The 13,366-nt window shown below is 39.8% G+C and carries 16 protein-coding genes and 1 riboswitch; all 16 genes read left to right on the top strand.

Annotated features, from left to right (window positions below):
- The first annotated feature begins 18 nt into the window (after positions 1-18).
- Positions 19-291, top strand: a complete 273-nt coding sequence (locus ACJQWY_RS06655) for a hypothetical protein (RefSeq protein WP_407076952.1) — start codon at positions 19-21, stop codon at positions 289-291.
- 8 nt (positions 292-299) lie between these two features.
- Positions 300-1,052, top strand: coding sequence for a hypothetical protein (locus ACJQWY_RS06650; protein ID WP_407076951.1), 753 nt, complete (start codon positions 300-302; stop codon positions 1,050-1,052).
- Positions 1,036-1,671 carry a sugar transferase gene (locus ACJQWY_RS06645; RefSeq protein ID WP_407076950.1) on the top strand — a complete coding sequence of 212 codons (636 nt, stop codon included), beginning with the start codon at positions 1,036-1,038 and terminating at the stop codon, positions 1,669-1,671. Before ACJQWY_RS06650 ends, ACJQWY_RS06645 begins: the two co-directional genes overlap by 17 nt.
- A 95-nt stretch (positions 1,672-1,766) precedes the next feature.
- Entirely contained in the window at positions 1,767-2,978 is a 1,212-nt protein-coding gene (locus ACJQWY_RS06640) for an MFS transporter (RefSeq protein WP_407076949.1), read from the top strand.
- A gap of 443 nt (positions 2,979-3,421) precedes the next feature.
- Positions 3,422-4,141: a response regulator transcription factor gene (locus ACJQWY_RS06635; protein ID WP_407076948.1), complete on the top strand. Its 720-nt coding sequence runs from the start codon at positions 3,422-3,424 to the stop codon at positions 4,139-4,141.
- A gap of 8 nt (positions 4,142-4,149) precedes the next feature.
- Positions 4,150-5,526 carry a sensor histidine kinase gene (locus ACJQWY_RS06630; RefSeq protein WP_407076947.1) on the top strand — a complete coding sequence of 459 codons (1,377 nt, stop codon included), beginning with the start codon at positions 4,150-4,152 and terminating at the stop codon, positions 5,524-5,526.
- A gap of 38 nt (positions 5,527-5,564) precedes the next feature.
- On the top strand, positions 5,565-6,215 hold the full coding sequence (gene udk, locus ACJQWY_RS06625; protein WP_407076946.1) for a uridine kinase: 651 nt from the start codon (positions 5,565-5,567) through the stop codon (positions 6,213-6,215).
- Between the two features lie 27 nt (positions 6,216-6,242).
- The gene (pepA, locus tag ACJQWY_RS06620) at positions 6,243-7,319 is read left to right on the top strand and encodes a glutamyl aminopeptidase (RefSeq protein ID WP_407076945.1); all 1,077 of its coding nucleotides are present in this window, start codon (positions 6,243-6,245) and stop codon (positions 7,317-7,319) included.
- Positions 7,320-7,321: 2 nt separating this feature from the next.
- Positions 7,322-7,966, top strand: coding sequence for a YtpR family tRNA-binding protein (gene ytpR / locus ACJQWY_RS06615; RefSeq protein WP_407076944.1), 645 nt, complete (start codon positions 7,322-7,324; stop codon positions 7,964-7,966).
- 26 nt (positions 7,967-7,992) lie between these two features.
- A complete protein-coding gene (locus tag ACJQWY_RS06610; RefSeq protein WP_407076943.1) occupies positions 7,993-8,277 on the top strand; it encodes a hypothetical protein in 285 nt (94 codons plus the stop codon).
- 13 nt (positions 8,278-8,290) lie between these two features.
- Complete coding sequence (gene murC / locus ACJQWY_RS06605) at positions 8,291-9,634, top strand: UDP-N-acetylmuramate--L-alanine ligase (protein ID WP_407076942.1); 1,344 nt, start codon at positions 8,291-8,293, stop codon at positions 9,632-9,634.
- Between the two features lie 66 nt (positions 9,635-9,700).
- Positions 9,701-10,417: a Bax inhibitor-1/YccA family protein gene (locus tag ACJQWY_RS06600; RefSeq protein ID WP_407076941.1), complete on the top strand. Its 717-nt coding sequence runs from the start codon at positions 9,701-9,703 to the stop codon at positions 10,415-10,417.
- Positions 10,418-10,493: 76 nt separating this feature from the next.
- Positions 10,494-10,590: riboswitch (purine riboswitch) on the top strand.
- Between the two features lie 89 nt (positions 10,591-10,679).
- On the top strand, positions 10,680-11,984 hold the full coding sequence (locus tag ACJQWY_RS06595; protein WP_407076940.1) for a nucleobase:cation symporter-2 family protein: 1,305 nt from the start codon (positions 10,680-10,682) through the stop codon (positions 11,982-11,984).
- Positions 11,985-12,107: 123 nt separating this feature from the next.
- Positions 12,108-12,734, top strand: a complete 627-nt coding sequence (locus ACJQWY_RS06590; RefSeq protein WP_407076939.1) for an NAD(P)H-binding protein — start codon at positions 12,108-12,110, stop codon at positions 12,732-12,734.
- Between the two features lie 144 nt (positions 12,735-12,878).
- Positions 12,879-13,118 (top strand): helix-turn-helix domain-containing protein, encoded by a 240-nt coding sequence (locus ACJQWY_RS06585; RefSeq protein WP_407076938.1) that lies wholly within the window; start codon positions 12,879-12,881, stop codon positions 13,116-13,118.
- Between the two features lie 59 nt (positions 13,119-13,177).
- Positions 13,178-13,366: hypothetical protein (locus ACJQWY_RS06580; protein WP_407076937.1), on the top strand; the 189-nt coding region annotated here is incomplete at its 3' end.

The raw sequence follows: 13,366 nt of genomic DNA, 5'->3' as shown, positions 1-13,366 counted from the left end.
AAATGAGGATTGAATCAGATGAACTTAGGACAGTTGAAGCAAGCCACGCAAAATATGGCAGCGACTTACCAACTTTGGAGTCGATTTAATCAACAAACGTTGCCTTTATTGATGATGAATGGTTATAGTGATCAAATTGTCTTGACGCCACATCCCAATGGATGTTTGACTTTGGCTGATTTACGCAGCTTGCCAGATAATAATGAACGAAATCTATTAATTCAATGGGAAAATCAAAAACAGTTAGTCTTTGGCTATCATATTCAAGGGCGTCAATTGTACCTGGGTTAGGAGACGATATGCAAAAAAATATAAAATATTGGTGGATTGGCGGAACGGCTGTAGTACTTGGCGTGATTTTAATGGGCGGTTGGTTATTGTTGGACCGACAAAAACAAGTTAAACAAACAGCACAAGAACGGTCAATCAAAAATGAGGATAAGCCACTTCAAGATGGGGCGATTGGTAAAAATAACCAACGACGTTATAAAATTAGTAAGCAAGACCGGCAATCCAAGCAATACGTTAGTTCGGGTAATTTAACGCAACCCGGTCAATTTAGTATTAGTCCGGCAGGCAATCGGACAGAATTAAAGGCATTACAAAATTTAGCTGGACAAACGGTGGTTGATCAGCAGGCGCAGTATACTTTACAACAAGTGAAGTGGCAAATGAATACTCCAAAAACGGATGAGGCGTTGCGGATGGCCCAAATGGCTTTTAATTCACGTGACGTGCAAGGTGATTATCAAAATTTAATTATCAAATATCAAATTAAAAATATTGGTAATCAGCCTTTACAGACGGATGGGGTTAAAGCGGTGGTGCTAAACCAAGATTATGAAGCTAATACGTTGAGCGGGCTAGATAATGATGCGCGGTTAGCTAATCAAGAGATTCAACCGGGGGATACACAAGACAGTTTTGTAACGGTTTTGATTCCGCGTAGTCTAACTAATCAAGTTCAAAACGTGCAAGTGCAGTTTTCAAAAGAAGCAATTGCAGGTTTTGCATTAAATCAAGGGAAAGGAGTAAATGATGCAGAGAAATAAAATGTATATTTTTTCGAAGCGTTTCGTTGATATTTCAGTATCAATGTTTGCGTTAATTATTTTAGCACCGCTCTTTTTGATTATTACGTTGTTTTATACATTTGGTGAAAATAAAGGACCTATTTTTTATCGGCAGAAACGGATTGGTGAGCAGGGGAAACCCTTTTATATTTTTAAATTTCGGTCAATGGTGGTTGGCGCTGAACAAAAGTTATATGATAATCCGGCTTTATATGCTAAATTTGTCGCAAATGGCTATAAATTACCTACAGCTGAAGATCCACGGATTACTAAATTTGGGGCTTTTATTCGACGAACAAGTATTGACGAATTACCCCAATTTTTAAATATTCTAATTGGAGATATGACTGTTATTGGTCCACGGCCGGTGGTGGAGACAGAATTAAAAGAATACGAGACCCCGGAAAGGGTAGCCAAATTCTTGTCTGTACGGCCGGGAGCAATGGGCTTGTGGCAAGGTAGTGGGCGCAGTGATATTCAATATCCAAAACGAGCTGATATTGAATTAGAATATGTGGATCATCCTAATTTATGGTTTGATTTTATAGTTTTGTTTAAAAATTTTGGAGCTGTCTTTACGGCACGTGGGGCCGAATAATCTGGTATTGAAATGATAATGATAAATTGTGGTCAATGTATCCGGAGTGAATGAAACGGGTGCGTTGGCCGTCGTTTTATACGAGGAAGTGTGTGATGGTTGAAGTAGAAAAAGTAGAGAAGCAAAATTTTAGTGTTCCGTTATTAGGTTCTAATTTTGCGTCGGTGTTTGGGGAAGGAATTTATCATTTTGCGTTAAATTGGTTTTTAGTTGCAAGTTTTGGTAATGCTAAAATTTTAGGTTGGCTAACTGGCTTTGGTTTTTTGGTTTTTATGGCGTGTGATTTGGTCGTTGGAATTTTATTGGATCGTTATAATCGTAAGTATCTCTTAGCCGGGGCAGATTTAGTAGGCGGATTATTGATTATGACATTGGCCTTTGTGCTAAATCCGGACCAACCGCAAATTTGGGTACTGTTTTTAGTTACTTTAGTGTTGAATGTCGATATTTCGTTTGCGTATCCGGCTGGTCGGACCTTGTTGCCAGATGTTATTAAGCCAGAACGGGTCCCACGAGTTAACGCGATGATTAGTATGGCATTTACGACTGGGCAAGCTTTAGGCCCATTAGCTGGTGGTTTCTTAATGGCGTTTAAATGGATGAATTTGCGGGACTTTTTGTTGATTTATAGTGGGTTGTTGATTTTGACCGCGGGAATTAATGCATTGATAAAGTATCGTCCTGACCCGGTGCAGAGCGTTAAAGAACCTATGTGGCGTGGAATAGTGGCTGGTGGTAAATATGTTTTGAATACCCCGCAGTTATTAGAATCGATGTTAATTGCAATGTGGTCCAATTTCTTTTTTGAAGGTTTCTTAGTCATTACACCTTATTTAATTCAAAAGGTTTATGGCGGCTCGGCCGGATCGTATTCAAAAATGTTGTCCTTTGCGGCCATCGCTGGTTTGTTGATGGGATTTATCTTGTCACGAATTCCTAAATTGAATCAGATTAAAACCTTGTATGTTGATTTGAGTTTATTAGGGATAGCCTACCTGTGTGCGGCCATTTTTCCATCCTTACCAGTTTTGGCGGGAGTCGTCGTCCTTTCAGGAGCCGTCCGAGCAGCTACGACGGTTAAGGTGAATACAACCAATCAACAGACGAGCAGCCGTGAGTTCCTGGGCCGTGTGATGAGTATTACCTTCTTTTCAATCGATTTGTGGGTGCCGTTAATTGTGATTTTGGTCGGTTATCTGGTCGAACCATTAGGTAGTGCCATCCTTTACGGTTTTGGCGGGTTGTTGTTGGTTGGAATTTGGAGTATTTTTGCCCTCACTCGGCGTCAAAAACAACGTGTAATTTAATCGAAAATGTAAAAAATTTGTATTGAAGACATGATTTTTTATTGTAGGTGAGATTAAGAAATTAAGCAAAACATTGGATTTATATATTAAAAATAATCCAGGAAGTTGTTTATTTGGATGATGATTTGTTAATAACTAGCTTGAGACGGTTATGGTGTTGGTGTATATTTCTTGGATTCTGAAGGAACAGAACCAGTGCCATCTGTTTTTTATAATAAAATCGTTGAATAATTTTAAAAATTCACGAAGTTATAAAGTTAAAATCCAGAATTGATTTAGGTGGAATTGAACTTCCTAAGGTCGATTCTTTTTTATTTGTTTAATTTATTGGTGAAAATATATAAAAGCCATTAAAATTTAGTTGAATAAGGTTAAAGCTCTGTTAAGGGCGGTGATTTATTGGTAGAATAATATTAATCGTGCTTAAGGAGGAACTCATAGGCATGGCTAAAATATTAGTGGTAGATGATGAACCATCGATTTTAACATTACTTAAATATAATTTAGAACAAAATCAGTTCGAAGTAATGACGGCGATTGATGGCGAAACAGCGTTAGCGCAACTCCGTCAACAAATATTTGATATCATTATTTTAGATATTATGTTACCTAAAGTTAGTGGCATTGTGGTGACGCAGCAATTGCGCGCGCAAGGTGATTTAACTCCCATTTTAATGCTGACAGCACTTGATAGTGAAAATGATACAGTGCAAGGTTTGGAAGCTGGGGCAGATGATTATTTACCCAAGCCTTTTAAAACTCGCGAATTAATTGCACGGGTACGTTCATTATTAAGGCGAACGAGAGACTCAGCAATTTCAAAACAGCATGTAGAAATGGCAACTACGCAATGGTTGACAGTGGGCCATTTAAAAATAGATGTTAAGCAACAGATGGTTTATAAACAAAATCAGTTATTACGTTTAACACCGAAAGAATTAGCTCTATTAATTTATATGGTTGAGCATGCTAATCGGGTTTTGAGCCGGGCAGAAATTGCACGCGGCGCTTGGGGAATTCAAGTAGATGGTTTAGATACACGAATGATTGATATGCATATTGCGAATTTACGAGATAAGTTAGAGGACCAGCCGAAAAGCCCACAAATTTTAAAGACGGTGCGTGGTGTTGGATATCGTTTTGAAATAAAAAATGAGAAATGAGATCAATAATGCAATATATTAAGCAATTCGGTCGCTGGTGGAGCTTGACTGGAGGACTACCAGCTATAATTTGGATACTTTTTAACCCTCTTTTACCGTCAATGAGTTGGGCGGGGGTAGGTGTATTAGTTGGAACGACAATGCTCTTAGCTTTGATTTTGATGGTTTACGAATATCGTAGAAATCAAGAATTGGAACGCTTTAATCGCCAGATGCAAAAAGCGATACGGGTGAAAATACAATCACAAGCGCCCCCGCACGGAATTCTTTTACCTCCTAATCATCCGTTAGCTCCATTGGCTTATTCGATTAACACTTTTCAAACTGAGCTCCAAGCGACGGTTCAAGAAGCCCAGCATATGGAAAAAGTATTGCAAGCGTTTTGGGAAAATGCGCCGGTGGGGATGTTAGAAATTAGCGGAAAACGACAAATTGTTAATATAAATCGACAAGCTGCTCAATTATTAGGGCTTTCCTTAACGGTGAAGGGTAAGCACTTTGATGATGTTATAACGCAGCATAATTTAATGTTGCAGATTGAACAAGCTTTAAATCAATCTGGCAGTCTACAACAACAAATGCGCTGGGCGGCTGCTAATCAGGTGCATGATGTTGAAGTACAAATGCAACAACAGGTTATCAGCGAACATGATACGGTATTATTAGTCTTCTTATATGACGTGACGGAATTAATTCAAATGCAACAAATGCAGAGCCGATTCTTAGGAGATGCTTCACATGAGTTAAAAACACCCTTAACTTCAATTATTGGGTTTACTAGTACACTATTAGATGGTGCCGCTGATGACCCTAAGGTGCGCCAAGAATTCTTAACAATCATTAATCAAGAGACACAACGCTTACTGGATTTAACCCAAGATATTTTGGCACTTATCAAGACGGATACACAAGTCCAGTTACCTCGTGCCATGCAACAAATTGATTTGGGCGCGCTAGTGCAAGATATTTTAGCGGAACAAAGGACGGATTTGAAAAAGTTACATTTAAAAATTGATGTTGATGTGCCTGCTAAGTTAGTAGCATTACCTTTTAATGAAACGTCGTTACGCCAGATTATTAGTAATTTAATTTCAAATGCTGTTAAATATAATGTTTCTGGTGGTGAAGTACGCGTAAAATTAACTGCACAGGCACAATGGTTGATGATACAAGTGGCTGATACTGGAATTGGAATTTCTAGTGGAGAGCAAAATTTGATTTTTAATCGTTTTTATCGGGTCGATAGGGCGCGTAATCATCAAATTCCGGGCACTGGCTTAGGTTTAGCAATTGTTCATGATTTGATTCAACAGTTAGACGGACAGATTGCATTAAAAAGCCAAGTCGGGGTCGGAACGACTATTGACGTACGCTTGCCACTGTAAATACAATGAATGGATAGTGATAACATAAGGAGAGAATGATGGGATTAAAGCAGCCAGTAATTATTGGAGTAACCGGAGGATCGGGATCAGGTAAAACGACGGTGAGTCGGGAAATTATGGAACATCTAGCTGGTGAGTCAGTTATCATGTTGCCACAAGATGCGTATTATAATGATCAATCAGATATGTCGATGGATGAGAGAAAACAAGTTAATTATGACCATCCTGATGCATTTGATACAAAATTATTAGTGATGCAATTAAAGCAATTAGTAAACCATCAGGCCATTCAAAAACCTGTATATGATTATGTGAAGTATACGCGGTCCAGTGAAACAGTCTTGGTGGAGCCCGCAGACGTGATTATTGTTGAAGGAGTTTTGTTGTTTACGGACCCTGAGTTACGGTCAATGTTTGATATTAAAGTTTACGTTGATACTGATGATGATATTCGATTTATTCGGCGCATGCAACGCGATATCGTAGAACGGGGACGTTCAGTTGATTCTGTGGTTGAACAATACTTAGCTACGGTTAAACCTATGTTCCATCGATTTGTTGAGCCAACCAAGCGTTATGCCGACGTTATTGTGCCAGAAGGTGGACAAAATCAAATTGCAATTAATATGATGGAAGCGCAAATCCGTGATATTTTAAATCCCCAACGCCATGAAACTAATAAGAATTAAGAATGATGAAAGAAAGTGGGTATCAAAATGAATGAAGAACAATGGGCCCGGATAGTTAAGTATACTGAATTACAAGGAACATCTGGACAAGAAAATTTAGTTCGGGCAGCCTTTCGAGAAGATTTAACGCCATTAGTAGATGAAGTTGTTCAAAATGGTCTAGGCGGGTTATACGGCTTGATTAATCATCATGATTTAAACGCTCCGCGCGTAATGTTTGGCGCTCATTTTGATGAAGTTGGATTTATTGTTAAGCGAATTACGCCACGAGGCTTGCTAGAAGTCAAGGCATTAGGTGGCTGGAATGCGACGGTAGTTAGTGCTCAACGCTTTACCTTGTTTACTAGATATCATGAATATCCAATTGTTTCATCTTCAGTTGCGCCGCACTTGTTGCGAGGTCAAAGTGGTGAATCAAAAGTACCAACCTTGAATCAGATTTTATTTGATGGAGGTTTTACTTCGGCGGTTGAAGCAGAAGAGCTCGGGGTTCGCCCGGGTGATTTTATTGTGCCTGATGTTAAGACGGTGCGGATGGCGAATCCTAACCGGGTGGTCTCTAAGAGTTGGGATAACCGGTTTGGTCTTGTCACCATTTTAGATGTTTTAGAACGCCTTCAGAATCAAACTATTCCTAATACGTTAATTATGGGGGCCAATGTGCAAGAAGAAGTTGGTTTGCGCGGAGTAGGGCCAGCTGTACATCAATTACAACCGGATTTGTTCTTTGGGTTGGATTGTTCAACAGCGGATGATTTAACAACGGAAACAGGGCAAGGACAATTGGATCACGGGGCCATTTTACGGGTGGTTGATCCAGGAGTGATTATGCCTCGGCGGTTGAAAGAATTTATTTTAGATATGGCAAGTGATGAGCATATCCCATTGCAGTATTTTGTACCAAATGGTGGTACGGATGCTGCTGGCGCACAGTCTCAAAATAATGGAATTCCAGCTGTAACTTTAGGGGTGGCTTCACGGTACATCCATACCCACCAGACAGTTTGGTCAATTGCTGATTTCCAAGCGGCAGAGCAATTATTAGAAAAGTTAATTTTGAATTTAGATGCAAGTACAGTCAATGATATTATCTATGGAGATTAAAAATGTTAATTACAAGTTATAATCCAGCCGCTTTAGGCGATGTTTTAATTGCAATGGTCGCCCCATCGGCTCGCACGGACCAAGCCGAAAATCGCGGTGATATTACCGTTATTACCCAACCGGACGGAACATTAGTTGGGGTGAACTTTTTAGCGATTTCTAAAATTTTGGATGTGACTGAGTGGTCAGCAGGTCAAATTCAATTGGATGAAAAGCAAATTGCACAGCTTAATCAGGCCTTACAGGAACAGGGCTTTACGGTTATTTTAGAAGCCGATTTAACGCCAAAGTTTGTAGTGGGTTATGTTGAGTCAGCAACTAAGCATCCTGATTCAGACCATCTACAAGTTACGAATACGCAAATTGGTGATAATCAAACGGTGCAAATCGTCTCAGGCTCGCCTAATATGCAAGCGGGGATTAAAGTAGTAGTCGCTTTGGTGGGCGCCATGATGCCTTCTGGACTGGTAATTTGGCCTGGAGCGCTACGTGGAGTTGCATCTGATGGTATGATTGTCTCAGGACGCGAATTACGGTTACCAAATGCGCCACAAGTTAAAGGAGCTTTGATTCTACCAGACGATTTTGCACCAGTCGGAACCGCTTTTGATATTAATTCAAGCGCTGCTCAGCACCTCTTTGATTAGTACAAATGATAGGAGGGCAGATGTAGATGTTAGAGCGACCAGTTTTACGGTATCATGAATATTTTCCTAATTATGATGGCGTTTTGGAACAGCTATTGAGTGCAAAACGGGCGCGGGGTTATATTCAATTGGCTGAGTCTGAGTCTTTAAATAATCAGCCAACTTATGAAAAGACAACCAAAGCTAATGGGCATGGTAAAGCTAAAAAAGCCTCCACCCAGCCGCAAGGAATTAATTTAGAGGCCATTGTTTTAGAAGAAAATGCGGTTTCAGATAAAAATCCATCGCATTATTTTACAAAAAATCAATAAGAGGATCAAAAGCATGGACAAGAATAAGACATATTATTTTATTGGAATTAAAGGTTCTGGAATGAGCTCACTAGCCTTGATTTTAAACGATCAAGGTTATCAAGTGGCGGGTTCTGATATCGGCGAATATACCTTTACCCAAAAGCCATTGGAACAAGCGGGAATTCCAATTTACCAATTTGATGCCACTAATATTCAGTCGGGGATGGTAATTATTCGGGGGAATGCCTTTGAAGACGATCAAGTTGAGGTAGCTGCGGCCTTAGCTCTTGGGGATGCGGTGACAATTTTGACTTACCCTGAAATTGTTGAGCAGTTAATTCGGCAATATACTTCTATTGGAGTAGCTGGCGCGCATGGTAAAACGTCAACAACTGGCTTGCTGGCCCACGTCTTATCAGGAATTGCGCCAACTTCATATTTAATTGGGGATGGAACGGGAAAAGGTGTCCCTGATGCACGCTTCTTTGCTTTTGAAGCGGATGAATATCGGAGGCATTTTAAAGATTACACACCTGATTATGCGATTATGACTAATATTGATTTTGATCATCCAGATTATTATCATGATATTCAGGATGTTTTTGATGCATTTGATGATTTTGGGCATAACGTGCAAAAAGGAATCTTTGCGTGGGGTGATGACCCGATGCTTCGGAAGTTAACCACTGATACGCCGGTTTATTATTATGGTGTCGATGCTGATAAAGATGATTTTGTGGCAGAAAATATTAAGCGTTCTACACAAGGTTCAAGTTTTGATGCCTACTTTAAGGGCGAATTGTTAGGTAATTTTAAAGTGCCATTGTTTGGTAAGCATGGAATTTTGAATGCCTTGGCGGTCATCGCGGTGGCCTATGTCGAAGAAGTTGATTTGACGCTGTTGAAAAAGGAATTAATGAGTTTCCAAGGAGTTAAGCGCCGGTTTACTGAAAAGATGGTCGGGGATGTTACAATTATTGATGATTATGCGCATCACCCTTCAGAAATTCAAGCGACTTTAGATGCGGCGCGCCAAAAATTCCCGGATCGGCAATTAATTGCGGTCTTTCAGCCACATACTTTTTCGCGGACGATTGCGTACTTAGATGAATTTGCGCAGTCCCTTGATTTAGCCGATCAAGTTTATTTAACTGAAATCTTTGCATCAGCGCGAGAAGAGCATGGTAACATTTCATCTGCCGACCTGGGATCTAAGATTAATAAATTCGGCGGCATTATCTCACCTGAGAATGTGGCACCTTTGATGCAATATGATCAGGCTCCTGTGGTAGTCTTCATGGGTGCCGGGGATGTTCAAAATACAGAGTTTGCTTATGAAAAGATTTTGGCAAATACGACGATGAATCTCCAATAAATTCGGTTTATTTTAAGCTTGTTATGCTATAGTGATATCTAGTAAAAGAGAAGGAGAAAATTGAGGATGGATAATTTAAATTCACGCCAAACGCGAATGATTAATCCGGATCGTTCGGGATTAAATGCGTTTTTCTTAAAAGTATATAGTTATATGGGGCTGGCCTTGCTGTTAACAGCCTTAACCACTTTCGTATGTGTGACCATGTTTCCCATGCAAACATTAGCCTTAACGGGGAATTTAGTAACAACTTTGATTTTATTTGCGGTATTAATGGGCATCGTATGGGTTGCTTCACGTTCAGCCATGCAAAATCCGGGCAAAGCCTTTGGCCTAATGCTGGCGTATAGTATTGTAATGGGGCTTTTCTTTACTAGTCTCGTAATGTTTTTACAACCTAAGTCAATTATTTTAGCTTTCGTTACTACAGCGGCTTTGTTTGCTGGGATGGCTTTGTACGGTGTGACAACTAAACGCGATATGTCAAAGTTGGGGACAATTCTATTTGGAGCTGTCTTCGCATTGATTATCGGTGGACTTTTGAACCTCTTTATAGGCGGAACTGTTTTGTATCTAGGTCTATCAGTTGTCGGTGTAATTGTCTTTGCGATTATTACCGCCTACGACATGAATAACTTAAAGGGAATGTATGCTCAAGTAGCCGGTAGTGCGCAAGCAGAGCAAGGTTTAGCTGTGATGGGGGCGTTGAACTTGTATATTGACTTCATTAACTTATTTACGTACATTTTACGGTTATTTGCCTTTTCTTCAAATAATAATTAAGTTAATCCCAAAAGACCATTCTTGAAATGGTCTTTTTATATGCTTGCTAATAAGCGGCAGGTTCGGTACAATAGTAAAAAATAAATTGTGAATGTTTAGTATAATCATTGGAGAATGGCTGATGAGTTTCTACCCGCACCAAAGAGCGGACTACTAAATGATTTTTAAACACACCCATTCTTTGTTTGGGTGTGTTTTTATCTTTGAGAGCGGAATGGCTTGATCTGATGAAATCCTAGGCATTCAGGATAAGGAGCTTTTCATGAAGCCAGAGTCAGAACCAGTCAATTTCTTCCAAACCACCATTTTAGGTCTCCAGCATGTATTAGCAATGTATGCCGGAGGGGTGTTAGTTCCCTTATTAATTGGTGCTGCGTTGCATTTTACCCCACAGCAAATGACTTATTTAATATCAGTTGATATCTTTATGACGGGGATTGGAACATTATTACAGTTAAAGACCACACGTTTGACGGGAGTTGCGATGCCAGTGGTTTTAGGATCAGCGATTCAATCAGTGACTCCTTTAATTAATATTGGTGGGACTTTGGGTGTCGGTGCGATGTATGGAGCGACCATTGTAGCAGGAATCTTTGTGTTCTTGATTGCGGGGTTGTTTGCACGCTTAAAGGATTACTTCCCACCCGTGGTGACGGGGGCTTTGATTACGGTCATTGGGTTATCATTGATTCCTGTAGCAGTAGCGAAAATTGGTGGAGATAGTGCTGTGACCGCCTCAAATTTCGGAAATTTGACCGCCTTGTCAATTGCGGGAGTGACCATCTTAACGATTATGATTTTAAATATTTGGGCGCGAGGTTTTATTAAGTCGATTGCTTTGTTACTGGGAATTATTGTTGGTACTGGATACGCCGCTTGTTTAGGTCAAGTTTCCATTGATGCAGTGCTGACAGCCAGCTGGTTTCATTTACCACGGCCTTTCTTTATGGGCATGCCGACCTTTCACTTAGCTTCTAGCATTACGATGATGATTATCGCGTTAACATCGATGATTGAATCAACGGGGGTCTATTTTGCGGTGGCTGAGTTAACCGGGACGGACTTAACTGAAAAACGTTTAGCAAACGGTTATCGATCAGAGGGACTTGCTGTCATTCTCTCTGGAATTTTTAATACATTTCCTTATTCAACGTTTTCACAAAACGTTGGAGTTGTACAGCTATCTGGGGTCCGCTCAAAGAAACCCATTTATGCGGCGGCCGGATTATTAATTTTAATCGGGATGTTACCTAAGTTTGGGGCGTTGGCAACCATTATTCCAGCACCAGCATTAGGCGGAGCCATGTTAATTTTATTTGGAAATATTGGGGTGCAGGGGATGATGATTATGCATACCGTTGATTTTACACAGGAACGTAATTTAATGATTGCGGCGGTGACAATTGGCGCTGGGTTAGGTGTAGCAATTTATCCGCAAATTTTCCAACATCTGCCAATACTTGTTAAGATTGTGGTTCAAAATGCCGTAGTGGTGACTGCTGTATTAGCGGTGAGTTTGAATGCTTTATTGCCAGGACGTTCGGATACAAAAGCACAACCACATTAATGGTGTTGGGGTAACAGCAATTTTTATCAATGAGATTTGTACGATCGGCTTGACTTTCTTGCTAAATAAGCTTATCTTAAAGGCGTTTAGAGAAAGTAATACGAGAATTATGGAGGTCAAGTGATGCAAATATTAGTTGTTGGTGCTAGTGGACGTGTGGGACAAAATTTGTCACATATTTTAACTCAAGCTGGGCATCAAGTAGTTGGAACACAGAGTCATCCAGGTCCTGCTGATTTACCAGTATTAGATTTAATGTATACAACCGTGGATGAAATTGCACAAAAGATTCAACAGTTGGGTGATTTTGATGCCGCTTATTTTGTAGCGGGATCACGGGGAAAAGCTTTATTACAAGTTGATCTAAATGGGGCGGTGAAGTTAATGACGGCCTTAGAGCAATTGGGCATCAAACGGTATATTCAATTAAGCTCATATAAAGCAGATCGTCAAGCAGAGTGGGGTGGCTATCGCGATGATTTGACGAATTATCAAATTGCGAAATTCTATGCCGATCGGTGGCTTCAAGAAAAGACGGCGTTAGATTATACTATTTTACAGCCAGGTATCTTAGTTGAAGATGGTCCGGTCACTGGTGTTGAATTTATGACCAACCAAGCGGGTAAAAATACGATTGCGACGGTTGCACAAGTCTTAGCGGATTTGGTACAGCATGATAATACTATTCAGAAGACGATTACGATGCATCAAGGCGATCAATCAATTACGGCAGCGTTAGATCAATTATAGGCTTGGGTTCTAATTAGTTTTTAAAATTTAAACGTTAAAACTCACTAATACAAATGGTGTTAATAAGAGGATTAAAAGTTCTCTTATTGGCACTATTTTTTTGTTTAATATACCCAGAACGCTGGGAGAAGGGCGACTATCTGGATGCAATATAAATCATTAGCCAATGCAATGTTTCACTGGCGACATAGCCGTTCATATTCTTTGAACGATGCAGCAAAAGCTACTGGTATTCCGCAGAGTACCTTTTCTAACTATGAGAATCGTAAATATATGCCGACATCAGAAAGCATGAATTTATTTACTAATATGTTAAATATTAGTTTGGATGAGGTTCTAGCAATGTCAGAATATGACAAAGCAATTCGAAATAATGAAAAATAAATGCTTAAAAATATTGATTTGAAACGTCTATTTAAGCATACTCTTTCGGAAATATAATAATGTTATACCATGTTTTGAAAGTTTATGAGGAAGAACTATTTATAAATATAGGCAAAGCACCACTTGAAGAGGCCTTGTGGATCGTATGGCAAAAACTCAGGGGTTCATATTACCAAGTGTTATGTCACATGGAAAAAGCTCATTCTATGTGGCGTACCCCGAAAGTTAAAGTAACTTTCGGGGTTTTC

It is taken from the genome of Weissella kandleri, from assembly GCF_045504165.1.
Lineage (GTDB): Bacteria > Bacillota > Bacilli > Lactobacillales > Lactobacillaceae > Weissella > Weissella kandleri_A.
Note: the sequence above shows the minus strand (reverse complement) of the source record. Positions and strands in the feature narration are given on the sequence as shown.